At 73.4% G+C, this 22,686-nt stretch carries 17 protein-coding genes; 13 read left to right on the plus strand and 4 right to left on the minus strand.

Features of this window, described 5'->3' with window-relative positions:
* The first annotated feature begins 127 nt into the window (after positions 1-127).
* Entirely contained in the window at positions 128-664 is a 537-nt protein-coding gene (locus tag IE185_RS04390; protein WP_138896633.1) for a MarR family winged helix-turn-helix transcriptional regulator, read from the plus strand.
* Between the two features lie 141 nt (positions 665-805).
* On the opposite strand, the gene IE185_RS04395 is transcribed toward IE185_RS04390, so the two are convergent.
* Genes IE185_RS04395 through IE185_RS04405 form a run of 3 tightly spaced genes read right to left on the minus strand, consistent with a single transcriptional unit; the run spans position 806 to position 3,555 of the window.
* A complete protein-coding gene (locus tag IE185_RS04395; RefSeq protein WP_138896634.1) occupies positions 806-1,036 on the minus strand; it encodes a hypothetical protein in 231 nt (76 codons plus the stop codon).
* 20 nt (positions 1,037-1,056) lie between these two features.
* Positions 1,057-3,294 (minus strand): 4-alpha-glucanotransferase, encoded by a 2,238-nt coding sequence (gene malQ, locus IE185_RS04400; protein WP_189714624.1) that lies wholly within the window; start codon positions 3,292-3,294, stop codon positions 1,057-1,059.
* A complete protein-coding gene (locus IE185_RS04405; RefSeq protein WP_138899712.1) occupies positions 3,295-3,555 on the minus strand; it encodes a hypothetical protein in 261 nt (86 codons plus the stop codon).
* 185 nt (positions 3,556-3,740) lie between these two features.
* Between IE185_RS04405 and IE185_RS04410 the strand changes: the two genes are divergently transcribed.
* Positions 3,741-6,752: a glycoside hydrolase family 84 protein gene (locus IE185_RS04410; protein ID WP_189714626.1), complete on the plus strand. Its 3,012-nt coding sequence runs from the start codon at positions 3,741-3,743 to the stop codon at positions 6,750-6,752.
* A gap of 192 nt (positions 6,753-6,944) precedes the next feature.
* On the opposite strand, the gene IE185_RS04415 is transcribed toward IE185_RS04410, so the two are convergent.
* On the minus strand, positions 6,945-7,481 hold the full coding sequence (locus IE185_RS04415) for an HNH endonuclease (protein WP_138899159.1): 537 nt from the start codon (positions 7,479-7,481) through the stop codon (positions 6,945-6,947).
* Between the two features lie 240 nt (positions 7,482-7,721).
* Here IE185_RS04415 and IE185_RS04420 point away from each other — a divergent pair, with 240 nt between their 5' ends.
* From IE185_RS04420 to IE185_RS04470, 11 genes are all read left to right on the plus strand, one after another.
* A complete protein-coding gene (locus IE185_RS04420) occupies positions 7,722-8,789 on the plus strand; it encodes a mechanosensitive ion channel family protein (RefSeq protein WP_138899160.1) in 1,068 nt (355 codons plus the stop codon).
* A gap of 201 nt (positions 8,790-8,990) precedes the next feature.
* Complete coding sequence (locus IE185_RS04425; RefSeq protein ID WP_373303678.1) at positions 8,991-10,229, plus strand: ROK family transcriptional regulator; 1,239 nt, start codon at positions 8,991-8,993, stop codon at positions 10,227-10,229.
* 72 nt (positions 10,230-10,301) lie between these two features.
* Positions 10,302-11,645, plus strand: coding sequence for an ABC transporter substrate-binding protein (locus IE185_RS04430; RefSeq protein WP_138898472.1), 1,344 nt, complete (start codon positions 10,302-10,304; stop codon positions 11,643-11,645).
* Between the two features lie 7 nt (positions 11,646-11,652).
* Positions 11,653-12,600: a carbohydrate ABC transporter permease gene (locus tag IE185_RS04435; RefSeq protein WP_138898471.1), complete on the plus strand. Its 948-nt coding sequence runs from the start codon at positions 11,653-11,655 to the stop codon at positions 12,598-12,600.
* A gap of 5 nt (positions 12,601-12,605) precedes the next feature.
* Positions 12,606-13,508 carry a carbohydrate ABC transporter permease gene (locus IE185_RS04440; protein ID WP_138898470.1) on the plus strand — a complete coding sequence of 301 codons (903 nt, stop codon included), beginning with the start codon at positions 12,606-12,608 and terminating at the stop codon, positions 13,506-13,508.
* 8 nt (positions 13,509-13,516) lie between these two features.
* Positions 13,517-14,782: a 6-phospho-beta-glucosidase gene (locus tag IE185_RS04445; RefSeq protein WP_138898473.1), complete on the plus strand. Its 1,266-nt coding sequence runs from the start codon at positions 13,517-13,519 to the stop codon at positions 14,780-14,782.
* A complete protein-coding gene (locus IE185_RS04450; protein ID WP_189714628.1) occupies positions 14,773-15,741 on the plus strand; it encodes an N-acetylglucosamine kinase in 969 nt (322 codons plus the stop codon). The genes IE185_RS04445 and IE185_RS04450 overlap by 10 nt, the downstream gene beginning before the upstream one ends.
* A 244-nt stretch (positions 15,742-15,985) precedes the next feature.
* Positions 15,986-17,332, plus strand: a complete 1,347-nt coding sequence (locus IE185_RS04455; RefSeq protein ID WP_373303679.1) for a GlnX family signal transduction membrane protein — start codon at positions 15,986-15,988, stop codon at positions 17,330-17,332.
* A 20-nt stretch (positions 17,333-17,352) separates the two neighbouring features.
* The gene (locus IE185_RS04460) at positions 17,353-18,360 is read left to right on the plus strand and encodes a glutamate ABC transporter substrate-binding protein (RefSeq protein WP_229843339.1); all 1,008 of its coding nucleotides are present in this window, start codon (positions 17,353-17,355) and stop codon (positions 18,358-18,360) included.
* A 122-nt stretch (positions 18,361-18,482) separates the two neighbouring features.
* Positions 18,483-19,766: a coiled-coil domain-containing protein gene (locus IE185_RS04465; protein WP_138897528.1), complete on the plus strand. Its 1,284-nt coding sequence runs from the start codon at positions 18,483-18,485 to the stop codon at positions 19,764-19,766.
* Positions 19,763-22,684, plus strand: coding sequence for a serine/threonine-protein kinase (locus IE185_RS04470; RefSeq protein WP_138897527.1), 2,922 nt, complete (start codon positions 19,763-19,765; stop codon positions 22,682-22,684). Before IE185_RS04465 ends, IE185_RS04470 begins: the two co-directional genes overlap by 4 nt.
* Positions 22,685-22,686: the final 2 nt, after the last annotated feature.

A 22,686-nucleotide genomic window follows, 5' to 3' on the forward strand; every position in this document is an offset into this window, starting at 1 on the left:
GGTCGGACTGCGAAGAGGAAGGAGACCGACCAGAAGAAGCAGGTCGATGGCAAGTAGCTTACTCGTAAGCTACTTGCCCGCAAACTACTTTCTTGCGGTCGACCTGAAGTCTTCGGATACTGCGCTCATGACGACCAAGGCCACCAGGACCACCGACGCCGCCAAGCCGGCCGGCAAGGACCCCGTCGACGCCATCACGGCCCAGTGGGCCGAGGTGCGCCCCGACCTCGACACCGCCCCGATGGCGGTCTTCGGACGCGTCTATCGCGTCGCGCGCGCGATGGGCGACCGCATCGAGAAGGCGTACGACCGGTTCGGGATCGCGCGCGGGGAGTTCGACGTCCTCGCGACGCTGCGCCGCTCCGGCGAGCCGTACACGCTCTCGCCGCGCCAGCTCTCCGCGACGCTGATGCTCACGACCGGCGGGATGACGGGCCGGCTCGACAAGCTGGAACGGGCCGGTCTGCTCAGCCGCAGCCCCGACCCGCACGACCGGCGCGGGCTGCGGGTGACGCTCTCCGAGCGCGGCCTCGCGATCGTCGACGAGGCCGTGGTGGCGGGGCTGGAGATCCAGCACGAGGCACTCGAAGGGCTCCGCGAGGACCAGGTGGAGCAGCTCCAGGAGCTGCTGCGCCTGCTACTGGCCGGCAGCACCCGCGACTGACGGGGGCCCGCACCCCCCGCATGCCTGCCCCCGACAACGCCCGAGGGCGCCCCCAGTGGAGGCGCCCTCGGAGAACCGTCGTATCTGTACTGCGGGACTCCGCACGGTCAGCGAGACCGCACGGTCAGCAGCCCCGCGAGGTCAGCTCTGCTTCTTGGACTTGTCCAGCACCATGACGAGTCCCGCGATCACCACGAACAGCGCGATCGGAGCCACGACATACAGGCCGAGCGTCTCGGCCACACTCAGGCCGGATCCCGGATCGTCACCGTCGTCGGGCGTGAGCGCGAGCGCGGGGGACGACATGAGCAGCATCATCAGCGTCGTACCGGCCGCGACAGCACCGGCGCGCAGGGCGTTCTTCTTGTCCACGGTGCCAACCTAGCGAACGCCTAGGCGGGCCGCGCGCCCGGGGGTGCCGTACGGGGCCGGAAGGCGGCGACGAGGTCGTGCAGACGAGGTGACGAGGCCAGGTCCTCCAGGGTGGTGGGGCGCCCTTCGGCGTCGGCGAGCGGCAGGCGCCAGTTCGGGTACTGGTCCCAGGTGCCCGGAAGGTTCTGCGGCCGGCGGTCGCCCACCGCGTCCGGCAGCCAGATACCGATCATCCGGGCCGGGGTGCGCAGCAGGAACCGGTACACGGCACGGATCTCGCCCTCCTCGTCGCCGGCGCCCTCGGGCAGCAGGCCGAGCCTGGCCAGGTACGACAGCCAGTCGGCCACTTCCACGGCCGCCTCGGCCCGCTCCTCCTCCAGCGGCCGGGTGAGCAGGCCGAGCCGATGGCGCAGCGCCACGTGCTCGCCCGTCAGGCGGGCGGCGGTGGAGGGCAGGTCGTGGGTCGTCGCCGTGGCCAGGCAGTGCTCGCGCCAGGCGTCCGGGGGCAGCGGTCCGCCCGTACCGGCCCAGTCGCGCTCGAACCACATCACCGACGTGCCGGACACGCCGCGCTGGGCGAGGGCGTCCCGTACCCCCGGCTCGACCGTCCCCAGGTCCTCCCCTATGACGCTCGCGCCGGCCAGGTGCGCCTCCAGGGCGAGTACGGCGAGCATCGCCTCCGCGTCGTAGCGGACGTACGTCCCCTCCGTCGGCCGCAGGCCCTCCGGGACCCACCAGAGCCGGAAGAGGCCCATGACGTGGTCGATGCGCAGCGCGCCGGCGTTGCGCAGCAGTCCGCGCAGCAGGCCGCGGAACGGGGCGTACCCGGCGGCGGCCAGGACGTCGGGGCGCCACGGAGGCAGCCCCCAGTCCTGGCCGAGCGCGTTGAAGGCGTCCGGCGGGGCGCCGACGGACATGCCGCGGGCGTACGCGTCCTGCTGCGCCCAGGCGTCCGCGCCGCCCGGGTGCACGCCGACGGCCAGGTCGTGGACGATGCCGACGGGCATGCCGGCCTCGCGGGCGGCGTTCTGGGCGGCGGCCAGTTGGCAGTCGGTGAGCCACGCCAGCCAGCCGTGCAGGTCGACGCGGTCGTGCAGCTCGTCGCGGGCGCGCCCGACGGCGGCGGAGCGCGGGTCGTCGCGCAGTGCGGCCGGCCAGGTGTGCCAGTCGGGCCCGTACACCTCGGCGAGCGCGCACCAGGTGGCGTGGTCCTCCAGCGCCGTGCCCTGTTCGGCGAGGAAGTCGCAGTAGGCGGCGCGTCGGCCGGGGCCGAGCGGGACCTGCCGTACGAGCTCCAGGGCCCGCTTCTTCAGCTGCCACACGGCGTCGCGGTCGATCAGCTCGCCCTTGTTGAGGACGCCGTCGCGCAGGGTGGCGGCCCGGTCGAGCAGCTCGTCGATGCGGGCGCGGTCGGCCGGCGGGACGTGGGCGTACTCCGGGACGTCCTCGACCCGCAGGTGCACGGGGTCGGGAAAGCGACGCGAGGAGGGGCGGTACGGCGAGGGGTCGGTGGGCGTACCGGGGACGGCGGCGTGCAGCGGGTTGATCTGGACGAAGCCGACGCCGAGGGAGCGCCCGGACCAGGCGGCGAGCTCGGCGAGGTCTCCGAGGTCACCCATGCCCCAGGAGCGCCGGGAGAGGAGGGAGTAGAGCTGGACCATGAACCCGTAGGTGCGGCCGGGGGGCCGCGGCACACGGGCGGGCGCGACGATCAGCGTGGCGGCGTCCTCCTGCCCTTGCGGCGTACGGACACCCAGCCGGTGCACTCCGAGCGGTAACCGGCCCCAGCCCTCCCCGCCTTCACCGCCCTCGACGCGCGGGCCGACCTCGCCGCTCTCGCCAACCGCCCGGCCCGGGCCACCCGCTCCACCCCCACCGCCCGTACCGTCCGCCACCGACGGCGGCGCGTCGGTGAGCGGTTCGGGCGGGGCGGCGTCGGGCACGTCCCACTCCACGGCCGGTCCCTGCTCCGTCTCGACGCGCAGCCGCGTACCGGCGGGCAGGCCGGTGAGGGCCGGCGGCGGCTGGGGGCCGGCCGGACCCGTCCAGGACACCAGTGCGGCGGGCAGCAGGCGGCGGGCGGTGGCGGCCTCGTGCGCTTCGAGGGCCGTACGCACCGCCTCGGGCGTGCGCGCGTCGACGCCCAGGGCGGCCAGAACGGCCACCACCGTGTCGTCGGGGACCTGGAGCGTGCGGTGCGCCGACGGCTGGTAGGACGTGGCGACGCCGTGCAGGGCCGCGAGCCGGGCAAGGCCCATCTAGACCCCCGCGGGCTCCACGCCCGATGCCGTGCCGTGGGCTGTCGGTTCGCTGGTCAGGGGGGCGACGTCGGCCATCGGAGGCTCACTCGTGAGCGGGGCGGCGTCTGCCATGGGGGGTTCGCTGGTCAGCGGCGGCTCGGCGGTGAGCAGCGGCTCCGCGAAGCCCGCGTCGTCGAAGGGGAACGCGTCGTCGAGCTGGGCACGGGGGACGGGCACGGGTTTGGACAGGGCGGAGAGGAGAAGCTGTGCAGCGGCCACAGGGGCCTCCCTACGGTGGGCTAAGTGGACACAGCAGCCCTACCCAAAGGACACGGCCGCAGACGTATACGTTCCATCAACGTGGCCCGCGTCACACCTGGTTCCCGTGACGAGAATTGACACCCGGCCGGACGGGTGGTGGGCTCGGGCCCACAGGGGACGCTGACGCGACTGAGGAGACGGCCGTGCAGTTGGGGCGCAGGAGAGGCGCGAGGGGTGCGACCGCCGTCGCGGTCGCTGTAATCGGGGGGCTGCTCGGCGGCTCGCACGGAGCGTTCGCCGCCCCCTCCGACCCCGACCCGGGCGCCCCCTCCACCACGAAGCCGGACCGTGGGAACGACGCCGCGGCCCTGCCCTCCGTCTGGCCCCGGCCCCAGTCGATGCGGGCCGCGGGGCAGTCGGTGCGGGTGGGCGGTGAAGCGGCGCTCGTCGCGGAGGAGGGCACTGATCCGTACGCCCTGAAGGCCCTCGGGGACGTACTGCGTGACGCGGGCGTCACGACGCTCTACACCGTGCGGCCGGACGAGCCGCTGCCCGCACGTGGCTTGGTCGTACGGGCCGGGGGCACCGGCGCGAACGACGCGCTGCGCGCCCTGCGCGCACCCGAACGCGCCGATCTGCCGTCCGGGGGCTACCGGATAGCCGTCGGCAGCGTCGGCGGACGGGACACGGTCGCGCTCGACGGCGTCGGCGACGACGGCCTCTTCCACGCCGTGCAGACCCTGCGCCAACTGGTGACGGACGACCAGGACAGCGGGGCCGGCAGCGACAGCCGGGGAAAGCGGATCGCCGGAGTCGTCGTCCGGGACTGGCCGGGGACGGCCGTGCGCGGCATGACCGAGGGCTTCTACGGGCAGCCGTGGACCCGCGAACAGCGGCTCGCCCAGGTCGACTTCATGGCCCGCACGAAGCAGAACCGATACCTCTACGCCCCCGGTGACGACCCGTACCGGCAGGCCCGCTGGCGCGACCCGTACCCGGCCGACCAGCGCGCCGACTTCCGGGCACTGGCAGAGCGGGCCCGCGGCAGCCATGTGACGCTCGGCTGGGCCGTGGCCCCGGGGCAGGCCATGTGCATGTCGTCCGACGGCGACATCAAGGCGCTGAACCGCAAGTTCGACGCGATGTGGGCGCTGGGCGTGCGCACCTTCCAGCTCCAGTTCGGCGACGTCAGCTACAGCGAGTGGCACTGCGACGCGGACGCCGACGCCTTCGGGTCCGGACCGGAAGCGGCGGCGAAGGCGCACGCGCGGGTGGCCAACGCGGTGGCGCGGCACCTGGCGGAGCGGCATCCGGGCTCCGAGCCGCTGTCGGTGATGCCGACGGAGTTCTACCAGGAGGGTGACACCGACTACCGGCGGGCGCTCGCCGCCGAGCTGGACGGCGGGGTGCACGTCGCGTGGACGGGTGTCGGCGTCGTACCGAAGACGATCACCGGGCGTGAACTCGCGGGCGCCCGCGCCGCGTTCGCGCATCCGCTGGTCACGATGGACAACTACCCGGTCAACGACTACGCGCAGGACCGTATCTTCCTCGGCCCGTACACGGGCCGGGACCCCGCCGTCGCGGCCGGGTCCGCCGCTGTGCTGGCCAACGCCATGGAGCAGGCGTCGGCCTCGCGCATCCCCCTGTTCACCGCCGCCGACTACGCCTGGAACCCGCGCGGCTACCAGCCGCAGGAGTCCTGGCAGGCCGCGATGGACGACCTCGCGGGCGACGACGCGCAGGCCCGCGCCGCGATGCGGGCGCTGGCGGGCAACGACGCGTCGTCCGTGCTGGGCGGCGAGGAGTCGGCGTACCTGCGGCCGCTCATCGACGGCTTCTGGCGGACGCGGACGTCCGCCGACCCGGGCGCACGGGACGCGGCGGCGAAGCGGCTGCGCGACGCGTTCACGGTGATGCGCGACGCCCCGCTGCGGCTCCAGGACTCGGCGGGCGGCGCCTTCGACGACGAGGTACGGCCGTGGACCGAGCAGCTGGCGCGATACGGGCGGGCGGGCGAGCTGTCCGTCGACCTGCTCCAGGCGCAGGCGCGCGGCGACGGTCCGGCCGCCTGGCGCGCCTCGCTGGACCTGGACGCGCTGCGGGGCTCCCTGAAGGCGAGCCGGGTCACCGTCGGCAAGGGCGTGCTCGACGCCTTCGTGGCGCGGACCGTCAAGGCGGCGGACGCCTGGACCGGTGCGGACCGGGAGGCGGGACGGGTCACGGAGGAGGCCGGTTCGTACACCGTGCGGCTGGACCGGGCGCGGCCCGTCGAGGCGCTGACCGCCATGACCGAGCCGGGTACGGGCGAGGGCGCGGCGGTGGAGGCCCATGTGCCGGGGCACGGCTGGCGGCGGGTCGGGACGCTGTCCGAGAGCGGCTGGACGCAGACGGCCGCCGAGGGTGCGCGGGTCGACGCCGTACGCCTGACCTGGGACGAGGCCGGTGGCGGGGGTGCGCCCGTCGTGCACCGGGTGGTGCCGTGGTTCGCGGACGAGCCGCGGGCGGGGCTGCGACTTGAGCGCACCGAGACGGACGCGGAGATCGGCGGGAGCCGGCCGGAGCGGGTGACCGTACGGCTGACCGGGCAGCGGCCCGGCGAGGTGCGCGGCCGGCTGACGGCCGAGGCCCCGAAGGGCATCGAGGTGCGCGCGCCCAGGGCGACGACGGTGCCGCGCGGCGCGTCCACCGCCGTGCCGCTCGACGTCCGGGTGGACAAGGCGGTGCGGGCGGGCGAGTACAAGGTGCCGGTGTCGTTCGACGGGCAGGACAGCGTGCTCACCGTGCGGGCCTTCCCGCGTACGGGCGGGCCCGATCTCGTCCGGGGCGGGGGCGTGCGGGTGGCGTCGTCGGGCGACGAGACCGCCGACTTCACGGCGCCGAACGCGGCCGACGGCGACCCGGCGACCCGGTGGACGTCACCGATCGGGCCCTCGGCGTGGTGGCAGGCGGAGCTGCCGGAGCCGGTGCGGCTCGGACAGGTCGTCCTGCACTGGCAGGAGGCGTACGCGAAGAGGTACCGCGTCCAGGTGTCCGAGGACGGCCGCACATGGCGCACGGCGGCGACGGTCCGGGACGGGCGGGGCGGCCGCGAGGCGGTCCGGATGGACGCGGGGAACGCGCGCTTCGTGCGGGTGCAGTGCGACGAGCGGGCGCTGCCGTTCGGCTACTCGCTGTTCGCGGTCGAGGCGTACGCGGTGGCCGACGCGGACTAGCCCCGGCGCGGGGTGCCGGCGGCCCCGGCGGGCTTCCGCCACGCACGGTGGCCGACGCCGGTCAGCCCCCGGGCGCGGCGGCCGCCGCACAGGGCTTCCCCCACACGGCCCGCCCCCACTCCGCCGGGCCGGCGACCCGGCCCGGGCAAGGCGTCCCCCGCCCCGCCCGGGAAGCGGCGAAAGGCCCGGACCTCAGGCCGAGATGCCGTCGATCCGGGCCAGCGCGTCGTCCGCGCCGAACGGTTGCAGGTACGGCAGCCAGCGCGGGTCCCGGTGCCCGGTGCCGATGATCCGCCAGGCCAGCCCGGACGGCGGCGCCGGCTGGTGGCGCAGGCGCCAGCCGAGCTCCATGAGGTGCCGGTCGGCCTTGACGTGGTTGCAGCGGCGGCACGCGGCCACCACGTTCTCCCAGGCGTGCTGGCCGCCCCGGCTGCGCGGCACCACGTGGTCGATGCTGGTTGCGACGCCACCGCAGTACATGCAGCGCCCGCCGTCCCTGGCGAAGAGCGCACGGCGGGTGAGGGGGGCGGGCCCCCGGTAGGGGACCCGCACGAACCGTTTCAGCCGCACGACGCTGGGTGCGGGGACAGCGCGGGTCGCGCTGTGCATGAAGGCGCCGGATTCCTCGAGGCAGAGAGCCTTGTTCTCCAGGACGAGGACGAGCGCGCGGCGGAGCGGTACGACGCCGAGCGGCTCGTACGACGCGTTGAGGACCAGGACATGCGGCACGGATGCCTCCTATTACGCCGGCGGCGCGTGGCTCGCGCCGGGACGATCTGCTCTCAGTCTCCCCTCATGCCTGGTCGAAACGCCACCACGTCCGGGTAACGGGCTCGAAGTGTTTTCGACCACACCACCTTGATGCCCTGGTGAGTCTTGTCTCTCCCTCGAACAGCGCGCCGGACCACGCGGGATGCCCCGTTAGTGTGGTTGGTCTGTTGTCGTCCCGTCCCGCCTGGAGGTCCCGCCGTGCTCTGGTCCGTCCTGTCGGCCGCCGATCCGTCGCCCGAGCCCGTCACCCTCGACGAGGCGGCGCAGCAGGCGAACAACGCCGCGAGCTGGGTCGAGCAGAACTGGTCCACCTGGCTGAGCGTCGGTCTGCGGATCCTCCTGATCGTCGTGATAGCCGCCGTGCTGCGCACGGTGATCCGCCGCTCCCTGACCAAGCTGATAGCCCGGATGAACCGCAGCGCCCAGGCGGTCGAGGGCACGGCGCTCGGCGGCCTGCTGGTCAACGCCGAGCGGCGCCGCCAGCGCTCGGAGGCGATCGGGTCGGTCCTGCGGTCCGTCGCGTCGTTCCTGATCCTCGGCACGGCCGCCCTGATGGTGCTGGGCGCGCTCAACATCAACCTCGCGCCGCTCCTCGCCTCGGCCGGTGTGGCGGGCGTCGCGCTCGGTTTCGGCGCGCGCAACCTGGTCACGGACTTCCTCTCCGGCGTCTTCATGATCCTTGAGGACCAGTACGGCGTCGGGGACAGCATTGACGCCGGGGTGGCGTCCGGCGAGGTCATCGAGGTCGGCCTGCGGGTGACGAAGCTGCGCGGCGACGGCGGCGAGATCTGGTACGTCCGCAACGGCGAGATCAAGCGGATCGGCAACCTCAGCCAGGGCTGGGCCACGGCCGCGGTCGACGTACAGGTGCGGCCGACGGAGGACCTGGACCGGGTGCGCGAGGTCATCGTCGAGACCGCCGCGGAGCTCGCCAAGGACGAGCCGTGGAACGAGATGCTGTGGGGCCCGGTCGAGGTGCTCGGCCTGGACTCGGTGCTGCTCGAATCGATGGTGGTGCGGGTCTCCGCGAAGACGATGCCGGGCAAGGCGCTCGGGGTCGAGCGGGAGCTGCGCTGGCGCATCAAGCAGGCGTTCGACCGGGCCGGCATCCGGATCGTCGGCGGCCCGGCGGCGCTCGGCGACGAGGCCGCGCCGGGTGACCCGACGGCGGGCATGGCGGCGCCGTCCGCCCTGGCCAGCCCGACATCTCCGCAGTCCCTCGCGGCGTCGCCGATACCGCCGCCCGCCACGAACCTCAACAAGTAGGCGGGTCCTCCGCCCGTCCCGCGCCCCCGCAGGCAACGCTCCGGTTGCCTGCGGGGGCGCTGTCCGTGGGCGGCCTCTTGACGGCGGCCTGGCGGCGTCCTACGTTCGTCCACGGAACAGGAAACTTTCCTAACAGTGTTCAAGGGGCCGCAGCAGGACAATGGCGGCGGCCGAACGGCAGCGAAGGGTGGGTGCGTGGGCATGGCCGGACCGCCGAGCACGCCAGGTGTGCCGGGCACACCGAGTACGCCGGGCACACCCAGCGTGCTGCGCGCGATGAACGACCGCGCCGCCCTCGACCTCCTCCTGGAACACGGCCCCCTCTCCCGCACGAGGATCGGCAAGCTCACCGGCCTCTCCAAGCCCACCGCGTCCCAGCTGCTCGTCCGCCTGGAGACCGCCGGCCTCGTCGTCGCCACCGGTACGACCGAGGGCCGCCCCGGACCGAACGCCCAGCTGTACGCGGTCAACCCCAGGGCGGCGTACGTCGCCGGCCTCGACGTGACCCCGCACCGTATCCGCGCCGCCGTGGCCGACATCACCGGCGCGAGCGCGGGCGAGTTCGAACTGCCGACCCCCGGCCGCCGGGCCGACTCCGTCGTGCACCAGGTGACCGAGGCGCTCGACGGCGCGGTGAAGGCCGCCGGGCTCGTACAGTCCGACGTGCGCAGGGTCGTCATCGGCACCCCGGGCGCCTTCGATCCCGGCACCGGACGCCTGCGGTACGCCTCCCACCTCCCCGGCTGGCACTCCCCCACCCTGCTCGACGACCTCGCGGCCGCCCTGCCCATGCCCGTCGAGTACGAGAACGACGTGAACCTCGCCGCCGTCGCCGAGCAGCGGCTGGGCGCGGCGCGCGGACACCAGGACTTCGTCCTGCTGTGGAACCACGGCGGTCTCGGCGCCGCGCTGGTGATCGGCGGCCGGCTGCACCGGGGCTGGACCGGTGGCGCGGGCGAGGTCGGGTTCATGCCGGTGCCGGGCACTCCGCTCGTGCGCCGGGTGACCAAGGCCAACTCCGGCGGCTTCCAGGAGCTGGCGGGCGGGCAGGCGGTGCCCCGGCTGGCCCGGGAGCTGGGCATCGCGGTGCCGCCGGGCGAGACGTACATCGACGAGGCGATCGCGCTGCTGAGCGAGGCGTCCCGGGCGGCCGACGGGCCGTACCGGGACCTCCTCCACGCCTTCGCGACAGGTCTCGCGACGGGTCTCGCCGCCATGGTCGCCCTCCTCGACCCGGAGCTGGTGGTGCTGTCCGGCGGAGTGCTCGTCGCCGGCGGCGAACCGCTGCGCGGGCTGGTCCAGGCGGAGCTCGCCGAGCTCGCCGCTCCCCGGCCCCGGCTCGTCATCGGTTCCGTACGGGACGAGCCCGTACTGCGCGGGGCGCTGGAGAGCGCCCTGGCCACCACCCGTGACGAGGTCTTCGACACCACCTCCCGCTAGCGCCTCCTCCGCTCTCCCCTCACCCCGTCCCCCGCCCCCCGCCCCCCGCCCCCCGCCCCTGGGAGCTTCGCCATGCGCAAGAACAGCGGCAGCCGCCGCCTCGTCAGCTCAGCCGTCGCCGTCGCCGCGATGTCCGTGCTCGCCACCGCGTGTACGGGCGAGCCCGGATCGGGGGCGACCGACGACCCGAAGGCGGACACCACGATCACCTTCTGGCACGGCTGGAGCGCCCCGAGCGAGGTGAAGGCGATCCAGGCGAACGTCGGCCGGTTCGAGGCGCGGCACAAGAACATCAAGGTGAACGTCGTCGGCAACATCAATGACGACAAACTCAACCAGGCGCTGCGCGCGGGCGGTCCGAAGGGCCCGGACGTCGTCTCGTCGTTCACGACCTCGAACGTCGGCAAGTTCTGCTCGTCGGGTGCCTTCGCCGACCTGGGACCCTTCATCGAGAAGTCGAAGCTCGACCTGGAGAAGACCTTCCCGAAGGTGACGCTGGAGTACACGCAGTTCGAGGGCAAGCGGTGCGCGATGCCGCTGCTCACCGACGCGTACGGCCTCTACTACAACAAGGACGCCTTCAAGGAGGCCGGCATCGAGGCGCCGCCCAGGACGATGTCCGAGCTGACCTCGGTCGCGAAGAAGCTGACGAAGACCAAGGGCGACAGCTACGAGCAGCTCGGCTTCATGCCGAACTACCACGGCTACGAGACGACGACCGAGCACTACCTGGGCAGCTGGGACCAGCGGTACTTCGACGCCGACGGCAAGTCGAACATAGCCAAGGACCCGGCTTTCGCGGCCATGTTCAGGCAGCAGAAGAAGCTGGTCGACGAGCTCGGCGGGTTCCGGAAGCTGGAGAAGTACCGGGGCACCTTCGGTGACGAGTGGGGTGCCGAGCACCCGTTCCACACCGGCCAGGTCGCGATGCAGCTGGACGGCGAATGGCGGCTCGGAATGGCCGAGGACGCCAAGGTGCCGTTCGAGGTCGGCGTCGCTCCGATGCCGGTGGCCGACGACCAGGCCGACAGTTACGGCAAGGGCTTCCTCTCCGGCACGGTCATGGGCATCGCCCCGGCGAGCAGGAAGCAGAACGCGGCCTGGGAGCTGGTCGAGTTCATGACCACGGACACGAACGCCGTCGTGGAGTTCGCCAACGCCATTCGCAACGTGCCGTCCACCTTCGCCGCGCTCAAGTCGCCGGACCTCGAGCTCGACCCGCGCTTCAAGACGTTCCTGGACATCGCGCGGCACCCGAAGTCCAGCACCCCCGCCGGCGCCGTGAACGGGGCGACGTACCTCATGACGATCCAGGAGTTCGGCTACCAGTACGAGAAGGGCGCGGTGAAGGACCTGCGGGCCGGTCTGGAGAAGACCGCCGCGCAGATCGACACCGACATCGCGAAGGCGAAGTAGTCCGCCGATGAGCAAGACCTCCCCCACGCTGCGCTCGAAGCGCCGCGGATCGGCGGCGCGGACCGTGGCGTTCATGGCGCCGTGGCTGGTCGGGTTCGGCGTCTTCTTCGCCTACCCGCTGCTGTCGACCGTCTACTTCTCCTTCACGCAGTACGACGGCTTCGGTGTCCCCAGGTTCAACGGGCTCGACAACTGGACGTGGGTCTTCCGCGACTACCCGATGTTCTGGCCGTCGGTGCGCAACACCCTGTGGCTGGTCCTGGTCATGGTCACCTGCCGGGTGGTCTTCGGGCTGGGCGTCGGCCTGCTGATCACCAGGATCAGGATGGGTACGGGTCTCTTCCGTACCCTCTTCTACCTGCCGTTCCTCGCACCGCCCGTCGCCGCGACCCTCGCCTTCGTCTTCCTCCTCAACCCGGGCACGGGGCCGGTGAACTCGGTCCTCGGTGATCTGGGGCTGCCGGCCCCGGGCTGGTTCAACGACCCGTCGTGGTCGAAACCGGCGCTCACGATGCTCGCGGTGTGGGGCATCGGCGACCTGATGGTCATCTTCATGGCCGCGCTGCTCGACGTACCGAAGGAGCAGTACGAGGCGGCGGAGCTGGACGGGGCGTCCGCGCTCCAGCGCTTCCGGTTCGTCACTCTGCCGAACATCTCGCCGATCGTGATGTTCTCCGTCGTCACCGGGGTGATCCAGACCATGCAGCACTACACGCAGCCGCTGGTCGCGGGGAAGGTCGCCTCCGGCGTCATCGGCGGCTCGGGCCAGCAGTTCGAGCCCGGCTATCCCGACAAGTCGACGCTGACGCTCCCCCAGCTCGTCTACAACCTGGGCTTCCAGCGCTTCGACTACGGCGCCGCGTGCGTGGTCGCGCTCGTGCTGTTCGCCCTGGCCATGGCCTTCACCGCGCTTCTGATGCGGCGGCGCGGCGGCATCCTCCAGGCAGGTGAGTGACCGTCATGACGCACCTTCTCGACCAGCCGGTGAAGACGGAGGCGAGCGGCGCGGCCGTATCCCCCGCCGAGCGCACCGCCCGCCGCGGGGCGCTGCTGCACTGGATCGCCGTGCACGCGCTGGGCATCGCGGCCGCGCTCTTCTTCGTGCTGCCTTTCGTCTTCGTCGTACTGACGTCGCTGATGAACGACCAGCAGGCGCTGACCCGCGACCTGACGCCCGACACCTGGGAGTGGGGCAATTACGTCAAGGTCTTCGAGACGCCGGGCTTCCTGACCTGGTGGCGGAACACGCTGCTGTACGCCGGGCTCGGCACCGTACTGACGGTGGTCTCCTCCCTGCCGGTGGCCTACGCGCTCGCCAAGTTCCGCTTCCGGGGCCGCAAGCTGTCGCTGATGCTCGTGATCTCGATGATGATGCTGCCGCCGCAGGTCGTCGTCATCCCGATGTACCTGTTCTGGGCGAAGCAGCTCGACCTGTCCGGCACGCTGTGGCCGCTGATCATCCCGATGGCGTTCGGCGACGCCTTCTCGATCTTCCTGCTGCGGCAGTTCCTGCTGACCATCCCCGACGAGTACCTGGACGCGGCGAGGGTCGACGGGTGCGGCGAGCTGCGGACGCTGGTGCGGGTCGTGCTGCCGATGGCCAGGCCGGGCATCGCGGCCGTCGCCCTGTTCCAGTTCTTCTACGCCTGGAACGACTACTTCGGACCGCAGATCTACGCCTCCGAGAACCCGGCCGCCTGGACGCTGTCGTACGGACTCGAATCCTTCAAGGGCGCGCACCACACCGACTGGAATCTGACCATGGCCGCGACCGTACTGGTCATGGCCCCTGTGATCGTCGTCTTCTTCTTCGCCCAGAAGGCGTTCGTCGAAGGCGTCACACTGACCGGAGTAAAGGGCTGATGACTGGCATGAAGCTCGCTGTAGTGGGTGGCGGCTCCACCTACACCCCGGAACTGATCGACGGCTTCGCCCGTCTGCGGGACACCCTGCCGATCGAGGAGCTCGTCCTCGTCGACCCGGCCGCCGACCGCCTCGGCCTGGTGGGCGGCCTCGCCCGCCGCATCTTCGCCCGGCAGGGGCACCCCGGCCGCATCACGACCACCTCCGACCTGGACGCGGGCGTCGCGGACGCCGACGCGGTGCTGCTCCAGCTCCGGGTCGGCGGCCAGGCGGCGCGCGACCGGGACGAGACGTGGCCGCTGGAATGCGGCTGCGTCGGGCAGGAGACGACGGGCGCGGGCGGCCTCGCGAAGGCGCTGCGTACGGTCCCGGTCGTCCTGGACATCGCGGAGCGGGTACGCCGCGCCAACCCGGGCGCGTGGATCATCGACTTCACCAACCCCGTCGGCATCGTGACCCGGGCGCTGCTCCAGGCCGGGCACAAGGCGGTCGGGCTGTGCAACGTGGCGATCGGCCTCCAGCGGAAGTTCGCGAAGCTGCTGGAGGTGGCGCCCACCGACGTCCACCTGAACCACGTGGGCCTCAACCACCTCAGCTGGGAGCTGGGGGTGCGGCTCGGCGGCGCGGACGGCGAGGACGTGCTGCCGAAGCTGCTCGCCCAGCACGGTGACGCCATCGCCGACGACCTGCGTCTGCCGCGCGCGGTGCTGGACCGCCTCGGTGTCGTCCCCTCGTACTATCTGCGCTACTTCTACGCGCACGACGAGGTGGTACGGGAGCTCGGCACGAAGCCGTCGCGGGCGGCGGAGGTGGCGAAGATGGAGGCGGAACTCCTGTCCCTGTACGGCGACCCGGCGCTGGACGAGAAGCCGGCCCTGCTCGCGAAGCGCGGCGGCGCGTTCTACTCGGAGGCGGCGGTGGACCTGGCGGCGTCGCTGCTGGGCGACGGCGGCAGCCCGGTGCAGGTGGTGAACACGTACAACAACGGCACGCTGCCGTTCCTCGCCGACGACGCGGTCATCGAGGTCCAGGCGCGGGTGGACCGGACGGGCGCGACGCCGCTGGCCGTGCCGGCGCTGGACCCGCTGTACGCGGGGCTCGTCGCGAACGTGACGTCGTACGAGGACCTGGCGCTGGAGGCGGCGCTGCGGGGCGGACGCGACCGCGTCTTCAAGGCGCTGCTCGCGCACCCCCTGATCGGCCAGTTCGAGTACGCCGAGGGGCTCACCGACCGGCTGATCGCGCACAACCGGGAGCACCTGGCGTGGGCGTGAGTGCGGCGGTTCTCGCCATCGACGCGGGCAACAGCAAGACGGACGTGGCGGTGGTGGGGGCCGACGGGTCGGTCCTGGCCACCGCGCGCGGCGGGGGTTTCCAGCCGCCGGTGGTGGGGGTCGGGCCGGCGGTCGACGCGCTGGCCCGGACGGTCGAGCGGGCACTGGCGCAGGCCGGGGTGACGGGCACGGGGCATGTCTCCGCGTGCCTCGCCAACGCCGATCTGCCGGTGGAGGAGGCGCGGTTGGGCGAGGCCGTCCACGCGCGCGGGTGGGGGCGTACGACGGAGGTCCGCAACGACACCTTCGCGGTCCTGCGGGCGGGGGTCGACGAGCCGCGCGGGGTGGCGGTGGTGTGCGGGGCCGGCATCAACTGCGTCGGCATGCTGCCCGACGGGCGCACCGCCCGGTTCCCCGCGATCGGCCGGCTGTCCGGCGACTGGGGCGGCGGCGGGGGGCTGGCGGACGAGGCGCTGTGGTGGGCGGCCCGGGCGGAGGACGGGCGGGGCGAGCCCACGGAGCTGGCGCACGCGCTTCCGGCGCACTTCGGGCTGCCGTCGATGTACGCGCTGATCGAGGCGCTGCACCTCGGGCGCGTCGCGCCGGGGCGGCGGCACGAACTGGCGCCGGTCCTCTTCGCGGTCAGTGCGGCGGGGGACGCGGTGGCCCGGGCGATCGTGCACCGCCAGGCCGACGAGGTCGTCGCCATGGCCACGGTGGCGCTGGCCCGCCTCGACCTGCTCGGGGAGGAGGCACCGGTGGTGCTGGGCGGCAGTGTCCTGGCGGCCCGGCACCCGGAGCTGGACGGGCGCGTCGCGGCGCTGATGGCGGACCGTGCGCCGAAGGCGGTACTGCGCGTGGTGACGGCGCCGCCGGTCCTGGGAGCGGCCCTCCTGGGCCTGGACCGCACCTCGGCCCCGGAGGGGGCGGCCGCGCGGTTGCGGGCGCGTTACGCGTAAGCGGGAGGGGTGGGGGGCGGTGCGGGGGTGTGGTGGGTGCGGTCGCCTGCGGCGCTGTCCCCTCCCCGCAGAGAGGGGGAAGGGGAACCACGGGCGGGGCCGCTGCGTATACATGAGGGGGAGTTCAGCGTGGGCGCGGCCTTGATCGACGCGGGATCCGGCCAATCCTGGTGTGGATACCGGCCCCTGCGGCCATACTGCTTGCCGGGCACGGCAGACCGTCGATGACCGAGGGGGAGGTCACGTGGCACACCCGCCGCTTGTGCGCGAGGCGCGACCGCCCACGCGCACCGCATGGGCGGAAGGCGTGGACCGGCTGCGCGCCGGCGCCACGACCGAACCCGGCCGGCTGCGCGTCATCGGCGCCCTGGTCGCCGCCCTCGTCGTCGCGTTCGGCGCGGTGACCGCGTGGGAGATCTCGGACCGCGCGACCGCCGCCGGCAACGTGGTCACCCGCAGCCAGCCCCTGAGCGCCGACGCCGCCAGCATCTACCGGTCCCTCGCCGACGCGGACTCCGCCGCCGCGAGCGGGTTCCTCGCCGGCGCCCAGGAACCACAGGACCTGCGCGAGCGGTACGAGGACGACATCGCGACCGCGTCCGCGCTGCTCGCGAAGGCCGCGACGCATACGGAGAGCACCAGCGCGTCCGGGCGCGAGATCGCCGCCCTGAACACGCAACTCCCCCAGTACACGGGCCTGGTAGAACGAGCCCGCGCCAACAACCGCCTCGGCCTGCCCCTCGGCGGCGCCTACCTGCGGTACGCGAACGAGCGCATGACCACCAAGCTGCTGCCCGCCGCCGAGCGGCTCTACACGGCGGAGACGAGCACGCTCGGGGAGGACTACGACGAGGCCCGCGCCTGGCCGTTCGTCGGGCTGGGGCTCGGCGTGCTGGCGCTGGCCGGTCTCGGCTGGGCCCAGCGGCGCACGTACCTGCGGACCAACCGGGTGTTCAACCACGGTCTGCTGGCCGCGAGCGTCGCCTCAGCCGTCGTCCTGCTCTGGCTCGGCATCGGTCACGTCGTGGCACGGGCCGAACTGGAGGACGCCATGGCCCACGGCCAGGAGTCGCTCGAAGTCCTCAACGACGCGCGCATCAGCTCCCTCAACGCCCGCGCCAACGAGAACCTCACCCTGGTCGCGCGCGGCGCCGTACTGGCCGCCGACGGCAAGCGCGACCTGTACGAATCGCAGTACGCCGACGGCATGAAGGCGTTGGGCCGGCGCCTCGCCCAGGCGCGCGCGCTCGCCGACGACCCGCAGGGCGGCCTGCCCGTGACGGACGCGACCGCCAAGGCCGACGAGTGGCGAAAGCGGCACACCGCCGCCCGCGCCACCGACGACGGCGGTGACTACGAGGGCGCGCTGGCGAAGGTCATCGGCGGCAAGGGCTCCACCGGCGAGTGCTTCAACGGGGTGGACGCGGCGCTGGAGAAGGCCCTCGCCCACGAGCAGGCGGAGTTCACCCGGGCGGCCGAGGGCGGCCGGGGCGCGCTCACCGGACTGCCACTGGGCGCCGCGATCCTGGCGGTCGTGGGCGCGGCGGGTGCCGTGCTCGGCATCGGGCGCAGGCTTTCGGAGTACAGGTGACACGGGTGGGAGGAGGCGCGGTGACCAGGTCGGGCAGCCGGTACGTCGGCACGGGCAGCAGGCTGCGCGGCTGGGGCGGAGTGGCCGGGATGGCCGCCGCCTGCGCGCTGACGGCCGCGGTGACGCTGCTGCCGCTCTCCCGCGGCGCCGGCGACGGGCAGGGCCCGGACGCCGCCGGGCAGGGCGTGGCACGCGCGGTCGCCGCGCGGGCGGACACCTGCGAGGACCCGGAGGCCAGCCTGCCGCCGTCGGAGGCGGACGGGCCCGCCGTGGAGAAGATCAAGGCGCGGGGCAAGCTGATCGCGGGCGTCGACCAGAACAGCTTCCGCTGGGGCTACCGCAATCCGGCCACCGGTGACCTCGAAGGCTTCGACATCGACCTGGTGCGCGCCGTCGCCCAGGACATCCTCGGCGACCCCGACAAGGTCGTCTACCGGGCCATACCGACCAACCAGCGCGTCCTCGCGCTCCAGGAGGACCGGGTCGACGTCGTCGTCAGGACGATGACGGTCAACTGCGCGCGCATCAAGGACGTCGCGTTCTCCACCGCGTACTTCGAGGCGGGACAGCAGGTGCTGGCCCCGAAGGAGTCGACGGTCAAGGGCTACGACGCCTCGCTCGCCGGCAAGAGGATCTGCACGGCGAAGGGCTCCACGGCGTACGACGCGCTGGCGGCCAAGTCGTTCGGCGCGAAGTTCGAGGGGCTGACCGTGTCCAACCAGCTGGACTGCCTGGTGCGGCTCCAGCTCGGCGAGGTCGACGCCGTGGTGACGGACAACGCGCTGGCGGCCGGCCAGGCCGCGCAGGACCCGGCGGTCGAGCTCAAAGGAGAACCGTTCACCCGGGAGTACTACGGCGTGGCGACGAAGCTCGGCAACGACGACCTGGTCCGCCGCCTGAACCACGTCCTGGACGAGTACCGCGAGGGCGGGGAGGACGGCCGGTGGATGAAGGCGTACGGCAAATGGCTGAAGGACGACCTCCCGGGGATCAAAAAGCCCCCGGAGCCCAAGTACCGCGACAATTGAGCCGGTTGGATCCTGGGCAGAACGAGACAGGCAGTGCATCGCAGTACATCGCTGCACATCGAGAACACACAAGAGCGGAGAGGTGATCGATGAGCGTGGCGGCGGGTGCCACCGGGCCGGTGATGGACCGGGACGAGGTGGACCGTGCGCTGGCACGGCTCGGCGCGGAGTACGAGGCGATCGAGACCTCGCTCCTCGCGCTCCAGGACCACGCGGGCCGCAGGCTGCTGGAGGGCGCCGAGCTGACCGGCGTCACGCTGGACCGCTGGAACGCCACCGAGCCGGCCATCACCCTGCTGTGGTCGTACTTCGACACGTACAGCGCCGCCCTGCGCGCCGCCCGCGAACTGCGGGCCCGGCGGCGCTTTCCCAGCCGTACGGACCTGAGCGAGCTGACCGACATCCTGCGCGGCGAGAGCGTGACCGTGGCGGGCGGCCCGTCCTCCCACACCCAGCCGTCGATCACCGGCCCCGCCAAGCTCTCCGAGCACATCACCCTGGCGGCGCTGGTGTCGCGGATGAACGACCTGTACGCGCGGTCCCTCGACATGGTCGTGACGGCGGACGCGGTGTGGTCCGCGCTGCCCGCCCGCATCGACCTGCTCGCGGCAGAGCTCCAGCGCACCCGCTCGCTGGCGCACTCCGTCGGCGTACGGCCCGGTGAGCATCCGTCGGGCGACGACCTGGAGGACATCACCCACGAGCTGAAGGCGCTGCGCACCCAGGTGGTGACCGATCCGCTCGCGTTCTGGCGGCCGGGGCTGGGCAGTTCGGCCCCGGGCGGCGGCCGTCCCGACACCGAGCGCTACGACCGGGCGGCCCGCGCCCTGGAGGACGTGCGGCGCGAGATCGACGCGGTCCTGACCGTACGGCAGGACGCCGAGCAGCGGCTGGTGCGGCTGCGTGACGTGCTCTCGCGCGCGGACCGGACGCTGACCGAGGCGAGGTCGGCGCGCGGCGAGGTGCTGGCGAAGATCGCGGCGTCGGAGGTGCCGGCGGTCGGGGGTCCGCCGACCGCGCTCCAGGAGCAGCTGGTGCTGGCGGCCGACTACCGCAGGCACGCGCAGTGGCACCGGCTGTCGCCGCTCCTGGAGTCCCTGGAGCGCGAGGCGGAGGACGAACTGCTGCGGGCCCGTGAGTCGTTGACGGCCGTGACCGCGCCTTTGGCGGTGCGGGCCGAGCTGCGGGGCCGGCTCGACGCGTACAAGGCGAAGGTCGCCCGGCACGGCATGGCGGAGGACCCGCTGCTGATCGAGCGGTACGACGCTGCCCGCCGCATGCTGTGGAGCGCGCCGTGCGACCTGCGGGTCGCCGAGCAGGCGGTCCTGCGGTACCAGCAGGCAGCGGCGGAGGTTCTGGTTCCGCGACGGAGCGGGCCCAGCGATCACACGGGGAGCCCCTCATGAGCCAGTGCCGGCGCCCCGGGTGCGAGGGCACGTACGAGGACATGGGCGGCGGTGAGTTCTACTGCGACACCTGCGGTCTCGCGCCGGTCGTCCCGCCCACGGGGTCACCCGTGTCCGGGAGCGGTCCGGAACTCGGGGAGGGGATGCTCTCGTCCCCGCCGACCGGCATCGCGGCCGGCGGGCGCGGCGGCGACAGTTCGTCCGCGCGCAGCGGTTCGGGCGCCTCGTCCCGCTCCTCCTCCCGCTCGTCGCGGTCCTCGACGTCGCGCCGCTCGGTCTCCGGCCGGCTGTCCCGCTCCCTGTCGGGCCCGTCCGCGTCCCGGTCGGTCTCGGTCCGCAGTTCCGGTGCGTCGTCGGGCGCGTCCGGGCGCAACCGGCTGGGCGCCGGCCTGGTCTCCGTCCCGGACGTGCCGCGCCCCGACCCGCAGTCCGCGGTGATGGCGCACTCGGAGGTCCCGGAACGCAAGCGGTTCTGCTCCCGCTCCGACTGCGGGGCCCCGGTGGGGCGTTCGCGCGGGGACCGGAAGGGGCGTACGGAGGGCTTCTGCACCAAGTGCGGCCACCCGTACTCCTTCGTGCCGAAGCTGGGCGCGGGCGACATCGTGCACGGCCAGTACGAGGTGATGGGCTGCCTGGCGCACGGCGGGCTCGGCTGGGTCTACCTGGCGGTCGACCGCGCGGTGTCGGACCGGTGGGTCGTCCTCAAGGGCCTGCTGGACACGGGTGACCAGGACGCGATGGCGGCGGCGATCTCCGAGCGGCGTTTCCTCGCCGAGATCGAGCACTCCAACATCGTCCGCATCTACAACTTCGTCGAGCACCTCGACCAGCGCACCGGCTCCATGGACGGCTACATCGTCATGGAGTACGTCGGCGGCAAGTCGCTCAAGGAGATCGCCAACGAGCGGCGCGGCGCGACGGGCCGGCGGGACCCGCTGCCGGTCGAGCAGGCGTGCGCGTACGGCATCGAGGCGCTGGAGGCGCTGGGGCACCTGCACAGCCGCAACCTGCTGTACTGCGACTTCAAGGTCGACAACGCCATACAGCAGCAGGACCAGCTGAAGCTCATCGACATGGGCGCGGTCCGCAGGATGGACGACGACGAGAGCGCGATCTACGGCACGGTGGGGTACCAGGCGCCCGAGGTCGCGGAGGTCGGCCCGTCGGTCGCCTCCGACCTCTACACGGTGGCGCGCACGCTGGCCGTGCTGACCTTCGACTTCCAGGGGTACACGAACGTCTTCGTGGACAGCCTGCCCGACCCCGGCCACATCGAGGTCTTCCAGCGGTACGAGTCGTTCTACCGGCTGCTGGTCCGGGCGACCGACCCGGACCCGGCACGGCGGTTCGCGTCGGCGGCGGAGATGGCGGAGCAGCTGACGGGCGTGCTGCGGGAGGTCGTGGCGGTCCAGACGGGCCGCCCGCGCCCGGCGCTCTCGACGCTGTTCGGCCCGGAACTGCGCGTCGCGGACACCCAGTTGTTCGCGGAGCTGACGGGCGACGTCTCGCTGCTGGGCGGCCGGTCGGCCCCGGCGGGACGACGGGCGCGGCGCGCGGCGGCGGGGGCCCCGGTCGGTGGGCCGGGGGTGCCGGCCGTCGTGCCGGCGCAGAGCGCGGGGCCCGGTTCGGCGGGCGTCCTGCCCGGTGTGCCCCAGGGGTACGCCGTCGCGGGCGCCCCGGGGCGCGGCACCGGCGGGCACACCGGCGCTTCACCGCTGGGCGGCGGGGCGTACGGAGCGGGGGGTACGGGATCATCGGCCTCCGGGACCATCGGCGGCGACCCCACCCGGTCGGGCCCGTACGACGGCGCCCACGCCGGAGCGGGCAGGCGGCCCGGCGGCGCACCGCCCCTGCCCGGTGGCGGCGGGGCCGGGGCGCCCCACCCCGCCACGCAGGCCGCCGTGCCCGCGCCCGTGACCGTGCCCGGGGCCGTCGCACCGCCGGGGGCCGCTCCCGGCGTCGGGCCCGGCGGCGTACCGGCGCTGTCGCCCTACCTCGCGCCCCTGAAGACGGCGCCGACCGCGCTCGCGCTGCCCGTGCCGCGGGTCGACCCGGACGACCCCAACGCCGGTTTCCTCGCGGGTCTGCTGGCGTCCGCGCCGGCGGAGCTCGTCGCCGCGCTCCAGGCCGCCCCCGCGGACTCCGTCGAGCGCCGGCTGCGCGAGCTGCGGGCCCGGCTGGAGATGGACGAACGGGGCGTGGCGGCCGAGGCGTTGCGCACGCTGGAGCTCCAGCACCCCGACGACTGGCGGGTCGTCTGGTACCGGGGCGTCGCCTCCCTCGTCTCGGGGGACCACGAGGACGCCGCCCTGTCCTTCGACGCCGTGTACGACGCGTTCCCCGGCGAGGCCGCGCCCAAGCTCGCGCTGGCCGTGTGCGCCGAGGTGCTCGGGCAGCTCGACAACGCGGCCGAGTACTACCGCCTCGTCTGGGCGACCGACCCGAGTTACGTCAGCGCCGCGTTCGGCCTCGCCCGCGTCCAGCTCGCGGCGGGCGACCGGCCCAGCGCCGTGCGCACGCTGGAGTCCGTGCCGGAGGCGTCGATCCACTACACGGCGGCCCGGGTCGCCGCCGTACGCGCGCGCCTTCGCCGGCGCGCCGCGCGGGAGGAGCTCATCGACGACCTGACGGCGGCGGCCGCCCAGGTGGAGGCCCTGGAGCACTTCGGACTCGACGCGGTACGCCGGGAGCAGCTGGCCACCGAGGTGCTGGGCACCGCGCTGGACTGGGTACTCTCCGGTGGGCACGGGGCTCGCCCCGCGCAGACCGCGCTGCTCGGCAGCCGACTGGACGAGCGCGGACTGCGCTTCGGTCTGGAACGCTCGTACCGGGTGCTCGCCCGGCTCGCGCAGCGCGGCGAGGAGAGGATCGACCTGGTGGAACGGGCAAACCGTTTCCGCCCCCGGACCTGGGTGTGAAA

The organism is Streptomyces chryseus (assembly GCF_014650755.1).
Lineage (GTDB): Bacteria > Actinomycetota > Actinomycetes > Streptomycetales > Streptomycetaceae > Streptomyces > Streptomyces chryseus.